The sequence below is a fragment of the Arthrobacter sp. CAN_A1 genome, assembly GCF_015751665.1.
GTDB lineage: Bacteria > Actinomycetota > Actinomycetes > Actinomycetales > Micrococcaceae > Arthrobacter_D.
Genome location: NZ_JADOUR010000005.1, coordinates 57,954 through 81,830, shown reverse-complemented (window position 1 = coordinate 81,830; position 23,877 = coordinate 57,954). Strand labels below are relative to the sequence as shown.

The window sequence follows — 23,877 nt, the reverse complement described above, 5'->3', positions numbered from 1 at the left end:
GCCTAAAGCGAATAACCAGAACCCCAGGAGCAGTAGTTGCCCAGCCCGGAAAACACCTCGTCCTTCAGTGCGTCAGCCCCCGGCCAGGGGTTCCGGTTGCTGGCGGTTCACGCCCACCCGGACGATGAGTCGAGTAAAGGCGCCGCGACCATGGCGCGGTACGCGGCCGACGGCGTCGACGTCCTGGTGGCCACCTGCACCGGCGGCGAACGTGGGGATATTCTCAATGAGAAAATCGCCGGCCAACCACACGCCCTGCGGGACCTCGCCGGGCTCCGCCGGCTGGAAATGGCCGACGCCGCCTCGGCGCTGGGTATCCGCCAGCGCTGGCTGGGCTTCGCCGACTCCGGCCTGCCGGAGGGAGATCCCCTCCCGCCACTACCCTTCGGGTGCTTCGCCCTGCAGCCGCTGGAGCGCGCTGCCGCACCCCTGGTCAAACTCGTACGGGAGTTCCGCCCGCACGTGATCCTCAGCTACGACGAGAACGGTGGCTACCCCCACCCGGACCACATCATGGCGCACAAGGTGGCCGTCGAGGCCTATCACGCAGCAGGCGACGCCGAACGGTACCCGGGCACCGGGGCGCCCTGGACCCCGTCCAAGCTGTACTACGACCGCGCCTTCAACCCCGAACGGTTCCGCGCCCTACACGACGCGCTTGAGGACGCCGGGCTGCAGTCTCCGTACGCCGCCAGGATTGCGGCCTGGCTCGAAGCCGACTCAGAAGGCCATCAGGCCCCGGCGCCCACCCATGAAACCACCACCCAGATTGAGTGCGGAGCGTTCTTTGAGCACCGCGATCAGGCCTTGCTGTCCCACCGGACCCAGGTGGACCCGGAGGGGTTCTTCTTCGCCGTGTCGGCGGACCTGCAACGGAAGGTCTGGCCGTGGGAAGACTACTCGCTGATTGACTCACGGGTGGAAGCCACACTGCCCGAGTCCGACTTCTTCGCTGGCATAGAATAGGAGGGTGGGCCACGCTGCCCGCCGTTCCTTTGAAAGTGGTGCATTGTGTCTTACCTGCTCAATCTGGTGTCCGCCGTGAGCCCCGCCCCCAATCAAGAGGACGGGCTCAGGCCGGGACTCGACCCCAGCCAGGTGACCCCTGGTCTGTTGGGGTTCATCTTCACCCTGGTGATGGTGGTAGCCGTGATTTTCCTGATCCGCGATATGTCCAAGCGGATCCGGCGGGTGCGCTATCAGGGGGTCGTGGACGACGCCGCCGCGGCCGACGCCACTGAGGGGCAGCTCGACGACGACGGCGGCTACCGCCCTGACGGCAATCGGACCCCCGACGATCGTGCACCCGAGCGCTCCGACACGGGGCCGGGATCCCCGCCGACGAACCGCTGACCTGCTGAGGGTCAGGGTGCCTCGATCACCCCGCCAGGTGTCCTCCGACAACTAGGTGGCGATCGAGGAGAGTAGTTCCTCAAGCCGTTCGTAGCCCTCGGACATGCCGCCTTCCATCCCGGAGGCAGCCATGCCGTCCCGTGCCTCCTGGGTGGGGTAGACCGCATGGCCAGTCAGCCTGCATCTGCCGTGGCCCAGGTCCTGGAAGGTGAGAAATTCGATGCTGACCACATCGGGGTACCCACCAAACTCGAAGGTCTGGATGGCGAACTCATTCTCCCGCACGGTGTGAAACACGCCGCTGAAGGTGTACATGACGCCGTCGGGACCCGTATGCCGGTACTGGTAGCTTCCGCCCGTGCGGAAATCGTAGTGATCAACCTCGATGGAGTTCCGGCGCGGTCCGAGCCATTGACTAATCAGCTGGGGCTGGGCGTGGGCCTGGAAGACGAGGTCGAAGGGAAAATCGAAATCCCGCTCAAAGTCGATGAACGGGGCGCCGTCCGGGACGGCGAGTGTCAACGCGTTCCTCATGATGAATCCTTTCGGATTGGCTGCTACTGGGTGCCGCGCTCCGCGGCGGATGTGCGCAGCAGGGCATCGAGGCTGCGGAACTGTCCCTCACGGACCAACCGGTATTGGTCAATCCATGCGGTGAGCGCCTCAAGCCGAGCCGGGTTCAGGTGAACGGGCCGGCGCTGCGCATCGCGGGTGCGCGTCACGAGGTGTGCCTGTTCAAGGACCTGGATGTGCTTCGAGATCGCCTGCTTGGTGATCGCGAAGGGTTCAGCCAGTTCGTTGACCGTGGCAGGGCCGCGGCTGAGGTGGGCGATGATGCGGCGCCGGGCTGGGTCGGCGAGGGCCAGGAAGGCCCTGTCGAGAAGCTCGCTGTCCGCGTCATCCACACTAATCAACTGCTTCCTTGATCAATCAACTGGTTGATAACGAATCTACTCCGACGCCCCTACCGGGTCAAGGGTTTTAAAGGGGGTTGAGAACGGCAATCATGATCGCGATGAAGTGAACTGTGAACGCCGCGATGGTGAGAGTGTGGAAAAGCTCGTGGAAACCAAACCAGTTCACGCTGAAGTTGGGCCGCTTGAGCGCGTAAAAGACTGCTCCTGCGATGTAGAGGGCGCCGCCGATGCAGATCAGGACGGTCGCGGCTGGGCTGGCGGCGAAGAAGTCGGGGAGGTAGAACAGGGCGCCCAGCCCGAGGGCCACATAGACCGGGACATACAGCCAGCGGGGAGCGTTGACCCAGAGCACCCTGAACAGCACTCCGGCAATAGCTCCGGACCAGATCACCCAGAGCAGCACCGTCGCCTTGTCGGGTTCCAGGAGTGCCCACGCCAACGGGGTGTAGCTGCCCGCGATCACCAGCATGATGTTGGTGTGGTCGAGGCGCTTCAGGACCACCCGGGTGCGGTCACTCCAGGTGCCTGTGTGATACACGGCGCTGACGCCAAAGAGCAATACCCCGGTGAGAGCGTAGATGGCCGAGGTGATCTTGCCGGCGGCTGTGGGCGCCACGGCAATCAGGACGATCCCGGCGGCCAGCGCCAGCGGTGTCGCCCCAGCATGAAGCCAGCCGCGCAGCTTCGGTTTCAGGGCGCCTGGAGTGGTCGAGGTCATGACTCAATGCTAACCGGACGGGGCCTAAGTTACCGCCCGGTAGCTTGGCTCCGGTGGGGAACTGGGGCGACCCATCACAGCGTCGTCGGCGGCGCACCGGGCCCGTGGCGGTACCGTAGGAGTAGACCTATTCGGTGCCCATGCTGGTGCTGCCGGAGGACCAGAGGAAGTAGGACAGGTGAACCACCCAGTGAAGTTTCCAGGATTCGCCTACAACTTCTATGAACGCCGGCTACAGCGGTCCCTGAGTCCCGACCGGATTCCTCACCATATTGGTGTGATGGTTGATGGCAACCGCCGGTGGGCCAAGCTGGCCGGGGCGCCCACCCGTGATGGACATCAGGCTGGTGCCGACAAGATTCATGAATTTTTGGGATGGTGCGAGGAGCTCGGCGTCGAGGTTGTGACGCTGTACATGCTGTCCACCGACAACATGAGCCGTTCCCCGGAGGAAATCGAGCAGCTCCTGGACATTATTGCCAATACCCTCGACCGGCTGGGGGAGAGCAACCGGGTGCGGGTGCAGCCGGTGGGCGCCCTCGAACTTTTGCCCGATAACCTCGCCGACAAGCTGTGTTCCCTTGCCACCCAGACCGGGGAGATCGACGGCCTGCACGTGAATGTTGCGGTGGGATACGGTGGGCGCCGGGAAATTGTTGATGCAGTCAAAGAACTGATGCGTGCTGCGGCGTCGAAAGGCGAATCCCTTGAGGACGTCGCCGAGGGCCTTACCGACCAACAAATCTCCTCCTTCCTCTATACCCGCGGGCAACCAGACCCGGACTTGGTCATTAGGACGTCGGGAGAGCAACGCCTGTCAGGGTTCCTCATGTGGCAGAGCGCCTACAGCGAGTTCTACTTTTGCGAGGCGCTCTGGCCCGATTTTCGCAGGGTGGACTTCCTGCGTGCGCTCCGCGACTACGGACGGCGTCAGCGGCGTTTCGGCGGCTAAAAGTTAACGCCAAATTCTTCTTCGACACGCCGTACCAGGTCCCCTGAACACCATTGCCCGGCGTAGTCTCGACTGCATCAGGAGGCACCCATTGCCGACTGGTCGGGAGGCTACCGATGCAGCGACTAGTGCGGACCAGCACAGCGCCACGTCAGGGGAGGCCGTGCCAGGCCTCGCGGCCTCACTGTCTTGCCCACCCCAAACAAGTCGGGGATTGCACGCCCCGCCAGTGGAGTCCACATGGCCATATCTGACACACCCCAGCGTTCATTTGATTCAGGCCACACCCTCCCCCCAGCAGACACCACCCAGGCCCGCACCAGCACGGATGACGATGTCATCCTTGCCGAGGCGGGCCTTTCGTCTGTCGAGAGCCTGGGGAGCCGGAGCTATGTCATTGACACCTCGGTTCTCCTCTCCGATCCGCTGGCGATCACCCGGTTTGCCGAGCATGAGGTGATCCTGCCGATCATCGTCATCAGCGAGTTGGAGGCCAAACGTGACGATCCCGAGCTGGGGTACTTCGCCCGCAAGGCGTTGCGGCTCCTTGACGACCTGAGGGTGCAGCACCACGGCCTCAACCGGGCGATCCCCCTCGGGGAAGAGGGCGGAACGCTCCGGGTCGAGCTGAACCACATTTCGCCGGCGGTGCTGCCTGCCGGATTCAGGGGCGGCGACAACGACTCCCGGATTCTCGCCGTCGCCAAGAACCTTTCGGATGAGGGCCGGAATGTCACAGTGGTGTCGAAGGACCTGCCGATGCGGGTCAAGGCATCGGCGATGGGACTGAAGGCTGATGAGTACCGCAACGAACTGGTCAAGGACTCGGGGTGGACCGGCGTCGCCGAACTTGATGTCGCCGAGGACGACGTCAACGCGTTGTACGACCACCAGCCGGTGTTCCTTCCCGAAGCCGCGGAGATGCCCGCGAATACGGGTCTGGTGATGCTTTCGCTCCGGGGATCGGCGCTAGGCCGGGTGGGAGCTGACAAGCAGGTACGGCTGGTGCGGGGTGACCGGGACGTCTTTGGACTCCACGGCAGGTCCGCTGAGCAGCGGTTGGCGATTGACCTGCTGATGGACCCCGAGGTGGGGATCGTGTCGATGGGCGGCCGGGCGGGCACCGGAAAATCGGCGTTAGCGCTGTGCGCCGGGTTGGAGGCCGTCCTGGAACGCCGGGAGCACCGGAAAGTGGTGGTCTTCAGACCGCTTTACGCGGTCGGAGGCCAGGAACTGGGGTATCTCCCCGGCAGCGAGAGCGAAAAAATGAATCCGTGGGCCCAAGCCGTCTTCGACACCCTGGGAGCACTGGTGTCCCAGGGTGTGGTGGAGGAGGTGATGGATCGGGGCATGCTCGAGGTGCTGCCCCTGACCCACATCAGGGGCCGCAGCCTGCACGATTCGTTCGTCATTGTCGATGAGGCCCAGTCGCTGGAGAAGAACGTGCTGCTCACGGTGATGAGCCGGATCGGCCAGAACTCACGGATCGTGCTCACCCACGATGTGGCCCAACGCGACAACCTGCGGGTGGGACGCCACGATGGAATCGCGGCAGTCGTCGAGACGCTTAAGGGCCACCCGCTGTTCGGTCACATCACCCTGACCAGGTCCGAGCGGTCTCCGATCGCCGCGCTCGTCACCGAACTCCTGGAGGGAGCCGAAATCTAGGCGGGTCGGTCGGGGCGGTGCGCCGGGGTCAGGACACATTCCACGGGATGTGGGAGCTGACATCGGTCAGGTCCATCCCGGAGTCAACGAAGTGGTCATCAACCATATATTCGTCGACACCCAGGATGCGCAGCCGGTGCCCGCCCCCGGCGAACTCCCCGTCCAGGGCAAGGGTTGACACGCAGATGCCCGTACCCACATCCACCTTGACCTCGGTGCGCCCGCGTCCAATCAGCGGGTAGCCGGGCGCGAACGGCTTGTAGGAGAGGTTGGGGGTGGCAATCGCGCTGAGGACCGGCCGTCCCTCGAAGGTCTCCTCGACAATACTGTCGAGTTCCACCCGGTTGGCGAACGGGGATTCAAAGGCGACCGGTGAATCACCGGCAAACTCAACCGGGTCCAGCATCGCCGCCCACCGGGGGTCGCCGAATGCCGGCTCACCATAGGCAGCATCCGGCCGCCGGAGCACGAAGCCAAGGTCGTTGTAGACCGGGGTGATGAGCCGGGGAGCAAGCAGCCAGGACTTGCGGGTGGCGCTCACATAGAGGGCGTCCCGCGAGCCCGACGTGCCGGTGGTGCTGTGGAGGAGCACTCCGTCGTCGTCCTCGACCCGGAGCGCCGCTGGCCGGCGCAGCCAGGCTTTGAGCGGCCGGCTGTCTCCCCCGGGCTGACGCCAGGCCACGGCGAACCGCAGGGTCTCCCACTTCCAGGGGGAGGACCGGCAGAGCGACCGGAAGGTGGCTGCTGGAGATCCGCTGTGTGTTGCCGACATATCCACAGTGTAACCGCCGCCATTGGAGCACCAGCAGGGGTCTACTACCGTGGATTCCATGACCGACATTCTCGCCACCTACCTTGCAGAGAGCCGGGTCTCCGCGGTGCTCGCCGTGCTGGCACTGCTGGGATTCTTGGTGGTCGGTGCGCGGCTGAGCATTATCGACGTCCGCAGCCACCTGCTGCCGAACCGGATCATCTTCCCCGCCTACCCGAGTGCCGGCCTGCTGTTGGGATTGGCTGGCCTGCTGGCCGGGGATGGGGCCAGGGTGCTCACCATGATCGGGGGAGCGGTAGTGCTCTGGCTGGCCTACTTCCTGCTGCGCGTGCTCTACCCGGCAGGGATGGGATTCGGTGATGTGAAGCTCGCCGGCCTGTTGGGGCTCTATCTGGGGTTCGTCGGCTGGAGCCACCTGCTGTGGGGGACGATTGCCGCGTTCGGGCTCGGCGCCCTCTGGGGGGTGGTTCTGATCGCGTCCCGCCGCGGAACGCTCACCTCGGCGATGCCTTTCGGCCCGTTCATGATCGCCGGGACTGCGCTGGCGATGGGCCTGCCCTCGCTAGGCTGAACGCATGCCTATCCCTGACTTCATTCTGTCCCTGCGCGAGAAGATTGGGCACCAGCCGCTCTGGCTGCCCGGCGTCGGCGGCGTGGTGCTCGACGACGACGGCCGGGTGCTGCTGGGGAAGCGCGCCGACAACGGGCAGTGGACGGTCATCACCGGCATCCTGGAGCCGGGCGAGGAGCCAGCCCCCGGGATTGAGCGCGAGATTTTCGAAGAGACCGGAGTGACGGCGCGGGTGGAGCACCTGATCCGGGTCGAGGTGGTGGGTCCGGTCACTTTCCCCAACGGAGACGTGTGCACCTTCCTTAATACCGACTTCAGCTGCCGGTACGTAGCGGGCGTTGCACGGGTGAACGACGACGAATCCACCGACGTCGGCTGGTTCACCCTCGACGAACTCCCGGAGCTCAACGACAGGCACCGGCAGCTGGTCGAGGCGGCGCTCACTGCCGACGGGGTGCCGCACTTCGTCCGCTAGCCGGCGTCGGGTCGGGGCGGAGTTTCGTTCACCGGGGTAGCGGCAGCGGGAACTCCCGCCCGTTCGCGCTGCAGGAGTTCAGCCTCCTCACCGCCGATGGCCTCACCGCGTGCCACCATGCCTGAGGTCTCAGACAGGGGGATGTGTTTGAGCGTCAGGGCCAGGACCAGGGCAATGACCAGGAAAGGCACCAGATACCAGAACACGGGGGCCAGGGCGCCCGCATAGTCGGCCACAATTGCGTCGCGCACCGGCTCGGGGAGCTGGGCCAGGGTCTGCGGATCGATAGTCGCCGAAGCCTCGCCAGCCTCAGCCGCCGTCGACCCGAATCCGGTGAAGGTCTCATTGAGTGACTCCGACAGCCGGCTGGTGAAGATTGCCCCGAATACTGTGACGCCCAGCGAGGCCCCGACTTCCCTGAAGTAGTTGTTGGTGCTGGTCGCGGTGCCGATCATGTCAGGCGATACTGCGTTCTGTACCACGAGGACGATCACCTGCATGATCAGACCAAGGCCTGCACCGAAGAGGAACAGCTGGGCGCAGATCACCCAGATGGGGGTATCGGCGGTGAGCGTGGTCATCCAGAGCAGGGCGGCAATGGTGAGAATGGTTCCAACGATGGGGTACGGCTTGTATTTGCCGGTCCGGGAAATGGCAATTCCCGAGTAGATGGACATGCCCATCAAGCCAACCATCATGGGCAGCATGAGGAGCCCCGACACGGCGGCCGAGGTGCCGGAGGACATCTGGAGGAAGGTGGGGACGAAGGCCAGGGCAGCGAACATTCCGAGGCCCAGGGTGAAGCCGATCGCCGTCGCGTTGATGAAGACCTTGTTGCGGAACAGGCTGAGCGGAATGATGGGGTCCTCGGCGCGGCGTTCAACCATGATGAACGCGGTGACGGCCAGGACCAGCCCGGTGCCGAAGGCCCAGGTCATCGGTGCTCCCCAACCCTCGGCCGGGTCGGCGCCGAAGTCGGTGAAGAAGATCAGGCAGGTGGTGGCAATCGACAGCAGGACGATGCCCAGGTAGTCGATCCGCCGGGTGGCCTTTTTGGATGGGAGGGTCAGGGTGAACCAGGCGACGGCGAAGGCGGCGATGCCGATGGGGATATTGATGTAGAAGGCCCAGTTCCAGGTCAGGTTGTCAACGAAGAACCCGCCGAGCAGGGGGCCAGCGACCGCCGAGAGGCCGAAGATTCCGCCCAGCGGACCCATGTATTTCCCGCGCTCGCTGGCGGGAACGATATCGGCGATGATGGCCTGGGAGAGGATCATCAGCCCGCCGCCGCCCAGCCCCTGGATGGCGCGGAAGATCACAAATGCCCAGAAGTCGGTGGCAAATGCGCAGCCGATCGACGCGACAGTGAACAGGGCGATGGCGAACAGGAACAGGTTGCGTCGACCGAACACGTCACCGAGTTTGCCGTAGATCGGCATCACAATAGTGGTGGCGAGCAGGTAGGCCGTGGTGATCCAGGTCTGGTGTTCGACGCCGCCGAGCTGACCCACGATGGTAGGCATCGCCGTGGAGACGATGGTCTGGTCGAGGCTGGCGAGCAGCATGCCAGCGATCAGGGCGGAAAAGATGATCCAGATACGCTTCTGGGTCAGCAGCAGCGGGCCCGTTTCCTTCTGGGTGGTCGAACTCATGGCGTTCCTTCGGAGGTGGTGTGGTGGGTGTCGTCGGCGAAAAGGTACCGCGCAGCGTCAATCTGGGAGTCAAGAATCTGTCGGAAGCTGGGACCCTCTTCGCCACTGAAGAAAGCGTGGGTGGATTGCCAGGCCAGCTGGCCGATGAGCTGTGCTGCCATGATGGCGCGGGGATCGTCGGCGGCCATTGACTCCCGGCGGGCGATCAACGCAGCGAATTCCTTCTGCTTGACGGCTGAATCACCGAACAGTTTCACCAGCAGTTGTGGTTCACGTTGCATGACCGCGTGAAGCTGGGCGAACTCATCCCGGGTCATCGCCAGGCGGCCGCCAGCGGCGGCGGCGAAGTCAACCAACGCCTCCAGAAGGGGGACAGAGCCGGCGCTGGCAATGAACGCATCGACGAGATCGTCGGGGCGGTGCCCATCGCTGTGGCCCAGTATTGCGTCTTCCTTGGTGGGGAAGTAGTTGAAAAAGGTGCGACGGGAGATCCCTACCTGCTCGCAGAGCTCTTCGACGGTGAACCCGTTGAGGCCCCGATCGGTGGTCAGCTCGCGGGCAGTATTGCAGATTGCGGCCCGGGTGATGAGGCGCTTTCGCTCCCGCAGGCCGCCGTCCTCGTTTTTTGCACTATTCTCCACGGAGTAAATAATTGCACGCTTAACACGATAGTGCAAAACATCCAACGGGTCACACAGTGTGGTGAGCCCCGATAGGCCTGCCGCAACAAAAACTGCCCTGGGAGTCAGAAACGCCGATTGCAATCGGCGTTTCTGACTCCCAGGGCAGTTTCTGGCGTGCAGGGTGCGTGCGGGATGCTACTACTACTACTACTACTGCGGCGGGCGGGTCATCGACAGGACGTCGAGCGAATCGTCCAACTGCTGCTCGGTGAGCTCCCCGCGCTCCACGAACCCGAGGGCGACGACGGCTTCGCGGACCGTGAGACCCTCGGCGACGGCCTTCTTGGCGATCTTGGCGGCGTTCTCGTAGCCGATGTACTTGTTCAGCGGGGTGACGATTGAGGGGGAGGCCTCGGCGAGGAACCTGGCTCGCTCCTCGTTGGCCGTGATGCCGTCAATCATCTTGTCGGCCATCACCCGGGTGGAGGTGCTGAGCAGGCGCACCGACTCGAGCACGTTGCGGGCGATGACTGGGATGCCGACGTTCAGTTCGAACGCGCCGTTGGTGCCGGAGATGGCGACCGTCGCGTCATTGCCCATCACCTGGGCGCACACCATGATGACCGCCTCGCAGATGACCGGGTTGACCTTGCCCGGCATGATGGAGGATCCCGGCTGCAGGTCGGGCAGGGCGATCTCGCCGAGGCCGGTGTTGGGACCGGATCCGAGCCAGCGCAGGTCATTGTTGATCTTGGTCAGGGATACGGCAATGGTGCGCAGCATCCCTGACACCTCAACCAGGCCGTCGCGGTTCGCTTGGGCCTCGAAGTGGTCGCGGGCCTCGGTCAGGGGCAGACCGGTGTCGCTGGCCAGCAGTTCGATGACCCGTGCCGGGAAACCGGCCGGCGTGTTGATGCCGGTGCCCACGGCGGTGCCACCCAGCGGCACCTCGGCGACCCGGGGGAGGGACGCCTTGATGCGTTCGACGCCGTACCGGACCTGTGCTGCGTACCCGCCGAACTCCTGGCCCAGGGTGACCGGCGTGGCATCCATCAGGTGGGTGCGGCCGGACTTCACTACACTCTTGAACTCTTCTGCTTTGCGTTCAAGGGATGCCGCAAGGTGCTCGAGGGCGGGAATCAGGTCTTTGGTCAGCGCGGACGTCGCAGCGACGTGGACCGAGGTGGGGAAGACGTCGTTGGAGGACTGCGAGGCGTTGACGTGGTCATTCGGGTGCACCGAGGTCTCGCTGCCAGCGGCGGTCAGGGCCCGGCTGGCCAGCGTGGCGATGACCTCGTTGATGTTCATGTTCGACGACGTGCCGGAGCCCGTCTGGTAGATGTCGACGGGGAAGTCGCCGTCGTACAATCCCTGCGCCACCTCTTCTGCTGCTGCTTCGATGGCCCGGGCCCGCTCGTCGTCGAGCACTCCCAGTTCGGCGTTGGCAGTGGCGGCGGCCTTTTTGATGCGCGCCAGCGCTTCAATGTGCGCCCGCTCGAGGCGGGTGCCGGAGATGGGGAAGTTTTCCACTGCGCGCTGCGTCTGTGCGCGGTACAGGGCGTTGACCGGAACCCGGACCTCACCCATCGTGTCGTGTTCGATACGGAATTCGGCGTCGGATCCAGGGGTTTGAGTCATGCGCCAATTCTTGCTGGTGGGGCTACAAGGCGCCAAATCCGGAGACTATTTCGGCTTTGCCGTCCTCCAGCCGGTAGGTCACGCCCATCACCGCTGTTGACCCGCGCTCGACGGCGTCGGCGATGACCCGCGAGGAATCGACCATGCGCCGGGAGGTCTGCTTGATGTGTTCAACGACGGTGGCGTTGATGTCAGTGACCCCGTTGCGTTGGGAGGTGAGGACTGACGGGGTGATCCTTTCCACCAGTTCGCGGAGGAAGCCTACCGGCATCACCCCGGAGTCGATGGCGTCGATGGTCGCCGAGACGGCCCCGCAGCGGTCATGGCCGAGCACGACGATCAGCGGGACATTGAGCACGCTGACGCTGAATTCGAGGGATCCCAGGACAGCGTCGTCGATCACCTGGCCGGCGGTGCGCACCACGAACACGTCCCCCAAGCCGAGGTCGAAAATGATCTCGGCCGCCAGCCGGGAGTCCGAACAGCCGAAGATGACGGCGAAGGGGTGCTGGGTCTCCACCAGGGAGGCGCGGTGCAGGGCGTCCTGATTGGGATGCGACGACTGCCCGGAGACGAACCGCAGGTTTCCCTCGCGGAGTCGCTCCCAAGCGAGGACGGGAGTCAATTGGTTATCCACGGGCCCACCTTACGCCGGTTTGGTCTTCAGTTGCAGACTAGGGGGAGTTGAGGTCTTCGACGATCGCGGCGCCCAGCACATCGAACTCCGCCAAATCAGCGGTGCCGTTGAGGATCAGGGTGAAATCGTCAGTTTCAGTGGTCAGGAATGAGTCGCCGGAAGAACTATCCAGCAACTCCCAGTCCAGGTTCTCGATGGTGCGTTGCCCGGAGACCTGGGCCTCATCAAGCCGCTGGGCAGTCCAGGTTGAGTTCGCTGCGTCGGTTTGCGTGAGCTGGATAAATTGCCGTCCAGGGGTGAGATAGCCCACCTCCCAGAAGGGGACGCCGTCGCTGCCCCCGGCGTTCCAGCGGGCAAAGTTGGAGGTCCATCCCTCGGGCAGTTCGGGAGCCAACGGGGCGTACCCGGCAATGTCGGCGGCCTCGGCTGAGACACTCTGTACGTCGATGTCCCGGGCATAGGTGTCGGCGGTATGGGTTGGATTCAGCAGCAGGACCGGCAGGACCAGCCCAAACGTGGCGGCAATCGCGATAAGCATCCCGACCACCGTCGAATTGGCCCGCTTCGCCTGCTTCGGGGTCAGGACCGGCGTCACCTGCGGTTCGGTGTCATGCTGCTGGTCAGTCGCCGGACGGGGGTCGCCGTCGACGGGGCTTTCTGATGATCCGGGCTGGAGGTTGCTCACAGGTCCATTTTCCACCACACCGGGGGCGCCCACCTAAACGGCACCCCTCACCCGCATAGTCCCCCGAAGGAGGGGCCACTATGATGGGGCGCAGGGGATTAGTCCCGCAGCTTTCGCCAGCAATGGCACAGCACCGCTTCGACGATGAGGATTGACGTGTCCAATACCGCCAAATCAGCCCAGTATTCAACGCTCTCCCGCTCACTGGCAGTCGGCGACGACGAGCCGGACCGCAACCTCGCGCTGGAGCTGGTCCGCGTCACTGAGGCAGCAGCCATCGCCGGCGGACACTGGGTGGGATACGGCGACAAGAACAAGGCCGACGGCGCGGCAGTCGATGCCATGCGCTCACTGCTGTCGACAGTTCACTTCAACGGCGTCGTGGTCATCGGCGAAGGCGAGAAGGACGAGGCGCCGATGCTCTACAACGGCGAGCGGGTCGGCGACGGCAGTGGACCAGAGTGCGACGTCGCTGTGGATCCCATTGATGGCACCCGCCTGACCGCCCTCGGCATCAACAACGCCATCGCCGTCCTCGCTGTCGCCGAGCGCGGCACCATGTTTGATCCGTCGGCGGTGTTCTACATGGAGAAGCTCGTGACCGGCCCCGAGGCGGCCGACATGGTTGACCTGCGCCTCCCGGTTAAACAGAACCTGCACCTGATCGCCAAGGCCAAGGGCAAGTCGGTCAACCAGGTCACCGTCATGATCCTGGACCGAGACCGCCACCGCCCGTTGGTCGACGAGATCCGCGCTGCCGGCGCGCGCACCAAGTTCATCATGGACGGCGACGTGGCCGGGGCCATCGCCGCCGCCCGCGAGGGTACCGACGTCGACGCCCTGATGGGGATCGGCGGCACCCCGGAGGGAATTGTTGCGGCCTGCGCCATCAAGTCGCTGGGCGGAGTCATCCAGGGCCGGCTGTGGCCGACCAGCGACGAGGAAAAGCAGAAGGCTATTGACGCCGGTCACGACCTGGACCGCGTGATGTCCACCTCGGACCTGGTCACCAGTGACAACTGCTACTTCGCAGCGACCGGCATTACCGACGGCGACCTGGTCCGCGGTGTCCGCTATGACAAGGGTAAGGTCCTCACCCAGTCCATCGTGATGCGCTCCAAGTCCGGGACCATCCGTGTGGTCGATGGCGAGCACCAGGCCCACAAGTGGGAAAGCTATGCACGCCTGAAGTAGCACCCGACTGAGGCCGCCGGGGTGCCCTGCGATCAGCGCTAGGGTTGAGTGCATGACCTTATCTGTTGTGCAGTGCGCCGACGAGTCCCGCTGGGACGGCGCCGTCAATGCCTTGTCCGGCCACCCGCAGCAGCTGTGGGGCTGGGGCAAGACCAAAGCCTCCCACGGCTGGAGTGTTGACCGGGTGCTGATTCAGGACGACGGCGTGCTGGTGGGTGCTGCGCAGGTGTTGCTCCGGAAGCTGCCTTTGCCGTTCCGCGCGTTGGCTTATTGCCCGCGCGGCCCCCAGGCCGTCCCCGGCCGCGAGGCCGAGGTCCTGCGGGCGCTCGAGGTGTACGTCCGTCAGGCCCACCGCGCGGTGGCGTTGAGCATCGAACCGGATTGGGAAACCACCACCGCCCCGGCGTCGGAGCTTGCCGCCGCCGGGTGGCGCAGCACCGATAACACCATTTTGATTGGCCGGACCCTCATCCTCGACCTCACGCTCACCGAGGATGAGTTGCTCGCCGAGATGAGCAAGAAGCACCGGCAGTACATCAGGAAGTCCGGCCGGGAGGACCTCGACTACCGCGAGGTGACCCGCGCGGAGCTGCCCAAGTGCCTCGACGTGTACCGGCAGACCGCCGAGCGGGCAGGGTTTGGCATCCACGAGGACCGCTACTACCTGGACATTTTCGACAACCTTGGCACGGCGTCGCCGGTCTTCGCAGCGTTCAAGGGTGACGACGTCGTCGCGTTCCTGTGGCTGTCGACCAGCGAGAACACGGTGTTCGAGCTCTACGGTGGAATGACCGCCGAGGGCGAACAGTTGCGGGCCAACTACGCCTTGAAGTGGCTGGCCATCCAGGCCATGAAGGAACGCGGCGCAGTGCGCTACGACTTCAATGGGCTGCTGAACGACGGCGTCTCGAAGTTCAAGATGGGCTGGGCGAAACACGAGAACCAGCTGGCGGGCACCTGGGACAAACCGCTCTCTGCGCTGTACCCGCTGTATTCCCGCGCCATGCCCCTGGCCCGAAACGGGTTGCGGGTAGCCCAGAACTCTGCGGCGAAGCTGAAAGCGAAGGTCCCCGGGCGGTCCTAGGGTCAGCTGGTGCTGACCTTTCCGCCCTCGACGCTCCACCGGCTGTCCAGCCGCACGTTCTCCAGCAGCCGGCGGTCGTGGGAGACGAGGAGCAGCGCGCCGTCGTAGTGCTCGAGGGCTTCCTCGAGTTGTTCGATCGCTGGCAGGTCGAGGTGGTTGGTTGGCTCGTCAAGTACCAGCAGATTCACGCCGCGGACCTGTAGAAGTGCAAGCGCGGCGCGGGTCCGCTCACCGGGGGACAGGCTGCCCACTGTTCCGCTGACCTGGTCGGCTTTGAGCCCGAACTTGGCGAGCAGCGTGCGGACTTCGGCCCGGTTCAGGCTGGGCACGAGGGCTTCGAAGGCATCACCCAGCGGCTCCGACTCAGCAAACACGCCGCGCGCTTGGTCGATTTCCCCGACGGCGACACTCGCGCCCAGCCCGGCGCCGCCGTCGTCGGGCACCACCTGGCCCAGCAGCAAAGCGAGGAGGGTGGACTTCCCCGCACCGTTGGGGCCGGTGATCCCGATCCGGTCACCGGCGTTGACCTGCAGGGACACCGGGCCCAGGGTGAAACCGCCGCGGTTCACTACAGCCCCGTTCAGGGTGGCGACCACCGAACTGGAGCGCGGAGCGGCGCCGATGCTGAACTGAAGCTGCCACTCCTTGCGCGGTTCGGCAACCTCATCGAGGCGGGAGATCCGCGACTCCATCTGCCTGACCTTCTGCGCCTGCTTCTCGGAGGATTCCATGCTGGCCCGCCGCCGGATCTTGTCATTGTCCGGCGCTTTCTTCATCGCATTCCTGACGCCCTGGGAGCTCCACTCCCGTTGGGTCCGGGCACGGCCAACCAGATCAGCCTTCTTGTCGGCGAACTCCTCATACGCTTCGCGGGCGTGGCGCTTGGCGACAGCGCGCTCCTCGAGGAACGCGTCATATCCGCCGTCGTACACGGCGACGCTGCGCTGGGCCAGATCCAGTTCCACCACGGTGGTGATGCAACGGGCCAGGAATTCGCGGTCGTGGGATACCAGGACGACGCCGCCGCGCAGGCTCCGTACAAATTCCTCGAGCCGATCCAGGCCGGCCAGATCGAGGTCATTGGTGGGCTCGTCCAGCAGGACGATGTCGAACCGGCTCAGCAGCAACGCGGCAAGAGCGACCCTGGCCGCCTGACCGCCCGAGAGCCCGGTCATCGGGGTGTCAGCGCCCAGCGTCAGTCCGAGTTCGGCGAGGACGGGCGGGATGCGGTCGGCGAGATCGGCCGCCCCACACGCCATCCAGTGGTCGAGCGCCGTTCCGTAGGCATCGTTGGCAGCGTTGGTGCCGGAGGCAAGCCCTTCGGCTGCGGCTTCCATCGCCTCGGTGGCCGCCGTCGTGCCGGTGCGGCGGCCGAGGTACCCCTCGATGGTCTCGCCGGGGAGCCGGTCCTGTTCCTGGGGAAGCCACCCAACAAACGCGTCGCTGGGAGTGGTGGTCACGGTGCCGCCCAGCGGCTCGTCGACGCCGGCCAGCAACCGGAGCAGGGTCGATTTACCGGCACCGTTGGCACCAACAACGCCGACGACGTCCCCCGGCGCCACGGTCAGGCTGAGGCCGGAGAAGAGGGTGCGGTGGGCGTGACCTCCAGAGAGGTCCTTCGCCACGAGAGAAGCAGTCACCCGTCTATCTTAGAGAAGCCCGCCGGAGGCATGGACCACCGGTGGGTACCGCCTGGGTGTGCGTCCGTCCGCAAAGCAGTGCCCGGTCTACGCCGGGTGTCCACAGATTAGTGCCCGGGCTGCGTCCGGTTCGCAAAATAGTGGCCGGGGTGCAAACAAGCGGTGGGGCAATCACTTACCTGCGGGCCAGCCACTTTTCTGGGCGGGGGCCGGGTGAGTGGCTGCGGGCCAGCCACTTTTCCGGCGGTCCGACCGGAGCCCGAACGGGGCAGGGTTGGGTCAGGGTCAGCCGGCGAGGGTCACGGCAAACGCCAGGGCGCCGTCGTCGTCCTGGTCGGATTCGGGGCCGGTTCCGGCGGCGAGCTTCACCATCACCGGAGCCTCGTTGGCTGGGACGAAGGCGCTGGACCCGCGCGGCACCAGAAGATCACCGCGGGGGGAGTCGAGGACGATGCTGCCGGAGACGGCGAGCACCAGCACCGGCCCGTTTTGGGCCAGCGGCACGTCGGAGGAGGCCATCGACCCCGACCCGGCGCGCAACTCAAGGCGCTGCAGGGCGAACTCGTCGAACGGCGGGCAGTACAGTTCCTGGCCAAGCCCAGTGTGGCGAACCTCGACTGCGGGCACCGTCACGGACTCGAAACTCACTGTCTTGAGCAGCTCCGGCACATCGACGTGTTTGGGGGTGAGCCCGCCACGCAGCACATTATCCGACGACGCCATCACCTCGATCCCCAGGCCACTCAGGTAGGCGTGGATGTTGCCGGCGGGCAGGTAGATGGCCTGGCCAGGGCTCAGCGACACCCGATTCAGTAAGAGGGACACCAGCACGCCCGGGTCCGCGGGGTAATGCTCGGTCAGCTCACGGACCGTTGCAGCCTCCGGACCGGTAGCACTAAGGAGGGCTGCAGCAACCGTCTGTGCTGCCTGCACCGACGCCCCGCCGCCGGTCAGCAGGCGGGTGAAGGCGCTCCGCAAACCAGCGCGCTGGTCGGAACCGGCAAGATCGCCGACGACGTCGGTGAGGAGCTGGGGCACGTTGGCTCCCGAGATTTCCACAGCGGCCACCAGCTGCCTAAACACCGCAGCAGCCTCGGGCGCCGGTCGGAACCCGCACAGGGCCTCGAACGGGGTGAGCGCGAAAATCATCTCCGGTTTGTGGAACCCGTCACGGTAGTTGCGGAGGGGTGCATCGGCGGGAACCCCGGCGGCGTTCTCGGCGTCGAACCCTGCCGTGGCCTGGGAACTGCTCGGATGCACCTGCAGCGACAGCGGTGCAGCGGCGGCGAGGATCTTGAGCAGAAACGGCAGCCGGGCACCGAAGCGCTGCACCGCTGCGTCACCGAGTGCCCGCACCGGGTCGGAGGCAATCAGCCGGTCGAGGTCTTCCCGGGTGCCGTCGTCGAGCAACGCCCGCGAGGGCGAATCCGGGTGGGCGCCCACCCACAGTTCTGCTTCGGGACCGCCGGAGGGAACCCGGCCTAGGAGCTCGGCGATGGCGGTTTCGGATCCCCAGGCGTAGGGCCGCAGGGTGTTCTCCAGCAGATACATGGGACTCGTTTCCTTAGGCGGGACTGCATTCCCCGTTGTTGTCCAACAGGGTGCTGAGGTTCGCAATATCTCCGTTGATAGCCAACTGCTGAAGGTATTCCTCGGTGATCTCAGGCTCGGTGACCTGCCCCGGGACCGTTGCGGGCAGTAGCGTCGACTGCACGGCGCGCACCATGGCCGGCTCTTCCAGCGCCGTGGATCCCGGCGCGTTGGCGGCCGGTTCAGCGCCAGTGGTTTCGGTGAGGGTCTGCTGCACCTTGGCGTGGATTTCCTCGAACACCGGGTAGGTGACGAAGTTGTCCGCCGGGGTGCCGAAGTCGGGCGGACCGATGGTCAGGCGACGCGTCTCGTGATCCTTGGCCTTCAGTGCCAGATCAACGAAACTACCCAGCTGGTCCAACGGAATGTCAGTTTCGACGATGTCGGCGCCGGCGCTGGCCAGGTCCTGGAACCGGGTCAGCACGGTGGCAGGGTCCAGCTGGGCGATCATCGCCTGCTGCACGCACTGCTGCCGGGAAATCCGGTGATAGTCGGTGACGAATTCGCGGGACCGTGCGTACCAGAGTGCCTGGTAGCCGTCGAGCGTCTGGACTCCGGGGGCGATCCATCCTGACGGCGGGTAGTGCCGGATGGGGTTGGTGCCGGGGATCTCCGCGGCAGTGATGGGAACCCACCCGCCAGCGTCAATAGTGATCCCGCCCATGGCGTCAATCACCTGGGAGAAGCCTTCCATATCCACGAGGATGTAGGCCTGGACTTCGATACCCAGAATGCCGCCCGCGGCGTCCATCATGGCTTCTGCCCCTGGATCATCGGAATCGGGGTACAGGTCGGCGTAGTCCTGCGCGACCACCGGGTAGAGACTGTTCACGATGCACTCGTCGCCGCAGTTGTACCCGTCAGGCCACACCTGCCACAGAGGCGAATCTTCAGTGAACTGCGCATTCTGGAAGTTCCTCGGAATGCTGAACGTCACGGCCTCGCCGGTTTCCGCGTCGACGCTGATCACCGAGATGCTGTCGGGCCGGCGTCCGGTCCGGTCCTCCCCGGCGTCACCACCCATGAGCAGGAAGTTGTACCGTCCGTCCACGGGTTCGAACGCGGGCCCGGCCTGGAAGATCGAACCGAAGGTGCCACGGCTGACATTGAGCAGATACGCGCCGTAGGCAAGGGAGCCGCTGGTGACCACCATCAGGGCCACCAGCGACCCGGCGACCACCGGGCGCATTGACCGCTCCAGCAGGGGAGACCTGATGATGCGCAGGGTATTGAGAAACAGGACGGCCCAGGATACAGCTAGCACCAGCAGCACGATGATGAGCACCAGGGACCACCACTGGTGGGTCACCAGGCTTACCAGGAGGCTGCGGTTGGTGACGGCGACGGCGGCGGCCACAGCGATCGCCAGCCAGGCGGTGAACGTCACGAGCAGGGCCCGCCGGCCCAGATGGCGGTCGCCGGCGACAATCTGCGCGGAGCCGGGCAGCACCAGGGTCAGTAGCAGGAGCACGAAGGCGCGTTTCGTGCGGATTCTTGGGGTAGCCGACTGAGGGTAGCGAACCGGGTCAGTCAACAACCACTGCCCTTCCGGGCGGGGGTCCTGACTCATACGCTGCTCCCCCTGGGGGCGGCCGCCCGGGTACGAAGCGCCTCGCCCTTCTGCATTGCGGTTTCCCGCAGCCCCGCGGCGAAGTCAATAAGGTCAGCGCGGAGGCGTTCGGCGAGGGCGCCTTCACCGGCAGCGAGGATCCGCACGGCGAGGAGCCCCGCGTTGCGGGCGCCGCCAATGGACACTGTCGCGACCGGAACACCGGCGGGCATCTGAACGATGGACAGCAGGGAATCCATCCCATCAAGGTATTTCAGGGGTACCGGCACGCCGATCACGGGCAGGGGAGTGACCGAGGCCAGCATCCCGGGGAGGTGTGCTGCTCCACCGGCACCCGCAATGATGACCCGCAACCCACGCTCCTGGGCCTGCTGGCCATACGCGATCATCTCGGTAGGCATCCGGTGCGCCGAGACGACGTCGGCCTCGAAGGGCACCCCGAATTCCGTCAGCGCCTGAGCCGCTGCCTCCATGACGGGCCAGTCCGAATCGGACCCCATCACTAGTCCCACCAGCGGGTTGTTCACGCGTTGTCCTTCCGGAGCTCTGTGCCGTTGTGCCCATCACGGAGGATGGCAGCTGTTCGTTCCGCCCGGTCACGGACGGTGTCAAGGTTTTCGCCGGCCAGGGCCACGGCGGTGACATGCCCAATCTTGCGGCCCGGCCGCACCTCCTTGCCGTAGGCGTGGATCTTCGCCTCGGGCTCAGCGGCCAGCGCCGTCGGGTAGGCGCTATAGAGGTCAACGTTGGTGCCGCCCAGATAGTTCTTCATCACCGTTACCGTGCCCAGCGTCGCAGTGCTGCCGAGTGGCAGGTCGAGGATGGCCCGCAGGTGCTGCTCGAACTGCCCGGTCACCGAACCGTCCATGGTCCAGTGCCCTGAATTGTGGGGGCGCATCGCCAGTTCATTGACCATGAAGCCGGGCTCCGTGCCGGGGGTCTGGAATAGTTCAACGGCCATCACGCCGGTGACCCCCAGCTGGTCGGCGATCCTGAGCGCGGCGTCACCAATCGTCGTCGCAAGCTCTGGGGTGAGGTCTGCGGCAGGGGCAATCACCTCGTCACACACCCCGTCCACCTGGATGGAGTGCACCACGGGCCAGGCGCGGGACGCCCCCGACGGGGTGCGGGCCACCAGGGCTGACAGTTCGCGGCTGAAATCCACTTTGGCTTCGGCGAGCAGCGGGCTGCCCTGGAACCACGAGGCGGCGCGTGCCGTGTCGGCTGGAGTGTCGAGCACTATCACCCCTTTGCCGTCGTATCCGCCGCGTGGGGTCTTCAACACGATCGGCCAGCCAATCCTGTCCCCGAAGGCGTGTAGTTCCTCAATCGTCGAGACCTCAGCCCACTCCGGGTTCGGCAGGCCCAGCCGATCGATGGCATGGCGCATCACAATCTTGTCCTGCGCGTGGGCCAACGCCTCCGGGGGTGGCTGCACATTCACGCCATCGGCTTGTAGCGCCCTCAGTAGGTCGCCGGGAACATGTTCGTGGTCGAAGGTCAGGACGTCGACGCCGCGGGCAAACTCCCGCAGGTCGTCGAGATTGCGGTAGTCACCCACCGTTGAGGACGCGACGGCGGCCACCGCCGACACGTCGGGACCTTCGGCGAGGACGCGGAGGGTGAAGCCGAGCTGGACAGCGGGAGGGGCCATCATGCGGGCCAGCTGGCCGCCGCCAACCACACCGATTACAGGAAAAGTCACGTACTCAGGGTACCTACTGCCCGGCGGTGCACTGGCATGCAGCGCCTGCGGCGGGCGGGTTTCTAGGAAACTCCCATGCTGGGCGGCTAAAATGACTCACTGGCCGTTATGCATGCTGCATGGTGGTACTTCATTCCTCGGTTGCACGTCCGTGACCAGGGTGAACCAGACATGCAACCGGACCGCGGAGGGTCATGTTTTCTACAGTGACAGAGCGCATCAGGGGCCTGGCCTCCCTGTTTTGGCGTGAGGTTGCCAAGTTCGGCGCCGTCGGCGGTGTCGCCTTTGTGATCGATAACGGGTTGTTTTGGTATCTGATTCACGGTCCCATGTCCGACAGTGAGGTGAAGGCGAGATTCGTGTCAGCGTCGGTGGCGACGGTCTTCGCCTGGATTGCCAACCGCTACTGGACCTTCAGGCACCGTCGGCAGCCGAACCCGCTCCGCGAACTCGGCATGTTCGTTTTCATCAACCTCATCGGCATGGGGATCGCTGCAGGCTGCGTCTGGATAGCCAAGTATCCGATGGACATCACGGACCGTCCCACCCTGTTTTTCGCCGGCATCGTCGGCACGGTGCTCGCCACTGTCCTGCGTTTCGTCGCCTACCGGTTTTGGGTGTTCAACGCCGAACTGGACGAGGACCCGGCGTTCAGCCAGGACAGGGAACTCTTCGGCCACCCGGACCCCGGAACCGGCGATACCCCCGTCACTGCGTCGACCGGAGCCCCCGCAGGACCCGGGCTGGTCGACTCCCTTGGCTCCGCGCCGACCGAGCCTACGCTCCCACGCGATCAGTAACCCGTTCGCTGGTTACCAGCTGTTCGGACACGGCAACACCCGGGTGGGCGACAATCAGGGTCCCGCCGGTGCTCCAGGCATGGACCGCCGCAGCAAGGGTGGTTTCGAGAGTCAAATCGGCGGGAACCAGCAGCACCCCACCGGGTGTCCACCCGCAGGCGGCGGCGCGGTCGAAGAGTACCGGCATGCTGAGGTTGCCGCTTTCCTGCTCCACTGCTGTCTGGGCGTCATCCGCTGGCGGCAGGTCGAAGAACTCATCCCCATAGCTGCGCACCTCCGCCGCGTAGTCAACTGCGCCGGCGGGGAGGGTTCCCGACCATTTGAGGTCGAGAGCGCCCAACGCCACGAGGACCAGGAGTTGGGTAGGGCCGTCTACAGCTGCGGTGGCTGCTGAGCTGACCACGATGTCCACTGGCCGGTCGGGTTCCGTCGCACCATCGACTGGCACAGCCCCCACCTGCCAGCAGGCCAAAGCCCACACCAGGGTCTTCCAGTGCCCCGGCAGTTCCAGTGCAACCCGGGTGCCGGGGACGGCGTCCAATTCCTCAACCAACAGGTTGCAGGTCTTGGCAACCCAGTTGTCGAGCACGCGGCCGGACAGCTCAATCCGTTCCTGATCCGGCCCGTACCAGATCAGGCGTGGCTCCGATGGGCTGACGGTGCGGAGCTGGTTCATGAGCTGGGGGACTGAGGGTGATGAATCCATGACCGGTTGGTGCCTTCCTGGTGACTTTCTCATTTTGCTGCCGATTGTGGCGGAAAATCCCGGTGGAGTGGATTTGCCAGTGTCACAGGGGACACGCCGCCGACATGGTGAGAAACTCTCAGCGTGGCGTGAACGGGTTCCCAGGAATAAACTCTATAAGATTCCTCCCGGCGCTTGACTGAACACGTATTACACACGTGTAATTAGGTATCGGAAAGTTCCAGCACACCGGATACTTGGGCCGCATTGCCTCTCGCAGAAATCTTTTGCTCAGCAGTCGTGCCTGAATCCACCACAGTAGCTGCTGGAGCGGCAACACCGGGAGGGCTGACATGGGACAGGTAGAAAAGGTCCACGACCGCACAACCATCGAGGCACAGGCATCTGCACGCTACGGATCTCGTGGCGTTCCGAGCGACTGGTTTGTCGATCCGGCAGACCCGGACGCCGCCGAGCGATACCGGCAGAGCACTGAGAGCTCCCTTGAGGACCAGGCCACCGCCTTCCTGACCGCCCATGAGGCGCTGGCTGAGCTTCCCGCCGGGGACGTCGAGTCGACTCCCTCAGCGCTCCTGACACCCGAGCGCCTGTCATCGCCGTCGAGGCAAGCGCCGGGCCGCAGCGATCAGGCCGTGTGGATTGGCTTGCCCGGTATCGGCCAGGACTTCGACGACGAGGGTGAGCTCGGCTGGCAGGCCGATTCCCTCTGCGCGCAGACGGACCCCGAAGCGTTCTTCCCCGAGAAGGGCGGCTCGACCCGCGACGCCAAGAAAGTCTGCGGCGCCTGCAACGTGCGTTCACAGTGCCTCGAATATGCCCTCGCCAACGACGAGCGGTTCGGCATCTGGGGCGGGTTGTCCGAGCGCGAGCGGCGCCGGCTACGAAAGCGAGCGGTCTAATTCTGCAGCACCCCCGCGTCACAGCCGT

25 protein-coding genes are annotated in these 23,877 nt (G+C 65.1%); 10 read left to right on the top strand and 15 right to left on the bottom strand.

Features of this window, described 5'->3' with window-relative positions:
- The first annotated feature begins 36 nt into the window (after window positions 1-36).
- Together mca and IWX62_RS07540 are read left to right on the top strand one after the other, a co-directional pair.
- The gene (gene mca, locus IWX62_RS07545) at window positions 37-966 is read left to right on the top strand and encodes a mycothiol conjugate amidase Mca (protein WP_196840754.1); all 930 of its coding nucleotides are present in this window, start codon (window positions 37-39) and stop codon (window positions 964-966) included.
- Window positions 967-1,041: 75 nt separating this feature from the next.
- Window positions 1,042-1,353, top strand: a complete 312-nt coding sequence (locus IWX62_RS07540) for a hypothetical protein (protein ID WP_333483276.1) — start codon at window positions 1,042-1,044, stop codon at window positions 1,351-1,353.
- Window positions 1,354-1,404: 51 nt separating this feature from the next.
- Here IWX62_RS07540 and IWX62_RS07535 read toward each other — a convergent pair whose 3' ends face one another.
- From IWX62_RS07535 to trhA, 3 genes are all read right to left on the bottom strand, one after another.
- On the bottom strand, window positions 1,405-1,887 hold the full coding sequence (locus IWX62_RS07535; RefSeq protein ID WP_196840752.1) for an SRPBCC family protein: 483 nt from the start codon (window positions 1,885-1,887) through the stop codon (window positions 1,405-1,407).
- A gap of 23 nt (window positions 1,888-1,910) precedes the next feature.
- Window positions 1,911-2,258, bottom strand: coding sequence for an ArsR/SmtB family transcription factor (locus IWX62_RS07530; protein WP_196840929.1), 348 nt, complete (start codon window positions 2,256-2,258; stop codon window positions 1,911-1,913).
- A gap of 76 nt (window positions 2,259-2,334) precedes the next feature.
- Window positions 2,335-2,988, bottom strand: coding sequence for a PAQR family membrane homeostasis protein TrhA (gene trhA / locus IWX62_RS07525; protein WP_196840751.1), 654 nt, complete (start codon window positions 2,986-2,988; stop codon window positions 2,335-2,337).
- Between the two features lie 190 nt (window positions 2,989-3,178).
- On the opposite strand from trhA, the gene IWX62_RS07520 reads away from it, so the two are divergent.
- A complete protein-coding gene (locus tag IWX62_RS07520; RefSeq protein WP_196840927.1) occupies window positions 3,179-3,940 on the top strand; it encodes an isoprenyl transferase in 762 nt (253 codons plus the stop codon).
- Between the two features lie 240 nt (window positions 3,941-4,180).
- Entirely contained in the window at window positions 4,181-5,608 is a 1,428-nt protein-coding gene (locus IWX62_RS07515; RefSeq protein ID WP_333483275.1) for a PhoH family protein, read from the top strand.
- 28 nt (window positions 5,609-5,636) lie between these two features.
- On the opposite strand, the gene IWX62_RS07510 is transcribed toward IWX62_RS07515, so the two are convergent.
- Window positions 5,637-6,380, bottom strand: coding sequence for a hypothetical protein (locus tag IWX62_RS07510; protein ID WP_196840750.1), 744 nt, complete (start codon window positions 6,378-6,380; stop codon window positions 5,637-5,639).
- A gap of 58 nt (window positions 6,381-6,438) precedes the next feature.
- Between IWX62_RS07510 and IWX62_RS07505 the strand changes: the two genes are divergently transcribed.
- Window positions 6,439-6,951 (top strand): prepilin peptidase, encoded by a 513-nt coding sequence (locus tag IWX62_RS07505; RefSeq protein ID WP_196840749.1) that lies wholly within the window; start codon window positions 6,439-6,441, stop codon window positions 6,949-6,951.
- 4 nt (window positions 6,952-6,955) lie between these two features.
- The gene (locus IWX62_RS07500) at window positions 6,956-7,426 is read left to right on the top strand and encodes an NUDIX hydrolase (protein WP_196840748.1); all 471 of its coding nucleotides are present in this window, start codon (window positions 6,956-6,958) and stop codon (window positions 7,424-7,426) included.
- Here the strand turns inward: IWX62_RS07500 and IWX62_RS07495 are convergent.
- From IWX62_RS07495 to IWX62_RS07475, 5 genes are all read right to left on the bottom strand, one after another.
- Complete coding sequence (locus IWX62_RS07495; RefSeq protein WP_196840747.1) at window positions 7,423-9,078, bottom strand: MDR family MFS transporter; 1,656 nt, start codon at window positions 9,076-9,078, stop codon at window positions 7,423-7,425. The two genes, IWX62_RS07500 and IWX62_RS07495, sit on opposite strands and share 4 nt — an antisense overlap.
- The gene (locus IWX62_RS07490) at window positions 9,075-9,719 is read right to left on the bottom strand and encodes a TetR/AcrR family transcriptional regulator (RefSeq protein WP_196840746.1); all 645 of its coding nucleotides are present in this window, start codon (window positions 9,717-9,719) and stop codon (window positions 9,075-9,077) included. Before IWX62_RS07490 ends, IWX62_RS07495 begins: the two co-directional genes overlap by 4 nt.
- Window positions 9,720-9,911: 192 nt before the next feature.
- A complete protein-coding gene (locus IWX62_RS07485; RefSeq protein WP_196840745.1) occupies window positions 9,912-11,339 on the bottom strand; it encodes a class II fumarate hydratase in 1,428 nt (475 codons plus the stop codon).
- A gap of 22 nt (window positions 11,340-11,361) precedes the next feature.
- Entirely contained in the window at window positions 11,362-11,976 is a 615-nt protein-coding gene (locus IWX62_RS07480) for a carbonic anhydrase (RefSeq protein WP_196840744.1), read from the bottom strand.
- Window positions 11,977-12,013: 37 nt separating this feature from the next.
- Window positions 12,014-12,661, bottom strand: coding sequence for a DUF4245 domain-containing protein (locus IWX62_RS07475; RefSeq protein ID WP_333483274.1), 648 nt, complete (start codon window positions 12,659-12,661; stop codon window positions 12,014-12,016).
- Window positions 12,662-12,805: 144 nt separating this feature from the next.
- Here IWX62_RS07475 and glpX point away from each other — a divergent pair, with 144 nt between their 5' ends.
- Both glpX and IWX62_RS07465 read left to right on the top strand, forming a co-directional pair.
- The gene (glpX, locus tag IWX62_RS07470) at window positions 12,806-13,855 is read left to right on the top strand and encodes a class II fructose-bisphosphatase (protein ID WP_196840743.1); all 1,050 of its coding nucleotides are present in this window, start codon (window positions 12,806-12,808) and stop codon (window positions 13,853-13,855) included.
- A 52-nt stretch (window positions 13,856-13,907) separates the two neighbouring features.
- Entirely contained in the window at window positions 13,908-14,939 is a 1,032-nt protein-coding gene (locus IWX62_RS07465; protein WP_196840742.1) for a lipid II:glycine glycyltransferase FemX, read from the top strand.
- Between the two features lie 2 nt (window positions 14,940-14,941).
- Here IWX62_RS07465 and IWX62_RS07460 read toward each other — a convergent pair whose 3' ends face one another.
- The 5 genes from IWX62_RS07460 to IWX62_RS07440 form a co-directional block, all read right to left on the bottom strand.
- Window positions 14,942-16,579, bottom strand: a complete 1,638-nt coding sequence (locus IWX62_RS07460; RefSeq protein ID WP_196840741.1) for an ABC-F family ATP-binding cassette domain-containing protein — start codon at window positions 16,577-16,579, stop codon at window positions 14,942-14,944.
- A 285-nt stretch (window positions 16,580-16,864) separates the two neighbouring features.
- Window positions 16,865-18,130: a mannose-6-phosphate isomerase, class I gene (manA, locus tag IWX62_RS07455; protein ID WP_196840740.1), complete on the bottom strand. Its 1,266-nt coding sequence runs from the start codon at window positions 18,128-18,130 to the stop codon at window positions 16,865-16,867.
- A 13-nt stretch (window positions 18,131-18,143) separates the two neighbouring features.
- Window positions 18,144-19,739, bottom strand: coding sequence for an LCP family protein (locus IWX62_RS07450; RefSeq protein WP_196840739.1), 1,596 nt, complete (start codon window positions 19,737-19,739; stop codon window positions 18,144-18,146).
- Complete coding sequence (gene purE, locus IWX62_RS07445) at window positions 19,736-20,239, bottom strand: 5-(carboxyamino)imidazole ribonucleotide mutase (protein WP_196840921.1); 504 nt, start codon at window positions 20,237-20,239, stop codon at window positions 19,736-19,738. Before purE ends, IWX62_RS07450 begins: the two co-directional genes overlap by 4 nt.
- Before the next feature lie 23 nt (window positions 20,240-20,262).
- Entirely contained in the window at window positions 20,263-21,396 is a 1,134-nt protein-coding gene (locus IWX62_RS07440) for a 5-(carboxyamino)imidazole ribonucleotide synthase (RefSeq protein ID WP_333483297.1), read from the bottom strand.
- A 242-nt stretch (window positions 21,397-21,638) separates the two neighbouring features.
- On the opposite strand from IWX62_RS07440, the gene IWX62_RS07435 reads away from it, so the two are divergent.
- Window positions 21,639-22,244 carry a GtrA family protein gene (locus tag IWX62_RS07435; protein WP_196840737.1) on the top strand — a complete coding sequence of 202 codons (606 nt, stop codon included), beginning with the start codon at window positions 21,639-21,641 and terminating at the stop codon, window positions 22,242-22,244.
- On the opposite strand, the gene IWX62_RS07430 is transcribed toward IWX62_RS07435, so the two are convergent.
- The gene (locus IWX62_RS07430; RefSeq protein WP_196840736.1) at window positions 22,222-22,950 is read right to left on the bottom strand and encodes a TIGR03089 family protein; all 729 of its coding nucleotides are present in this window, start codon (window positions 22,948-22,950) and stop codon (window positions 22,222-22,224) included. The two genes, IWX62_RS07435 and IWX62_RS07430, sit on opposite strands and share 23 nt — an antisense overlap.
- A 332-nt stretch (window positions 22,951-23,282) precedes the next feature.
- On the opposite strand from IWX62_RS07430, the gene IWX62_RS07425 reads away from it, so the two are divergent.
- Window positions 23,283-23,849 (top strand): WhiB family transcriptional regulator, encoded by a 567-nt coding sequence (locus IWX62_RS07425; protein ID WP_196840735.1) that lies wholly within the window; start codon window positions 23,283-23,285, stop codon window positions 23,847-23,849.
- The last annotated feature ends 28 nt before the right edge of the window (window positions 23,850-23,877 follow it).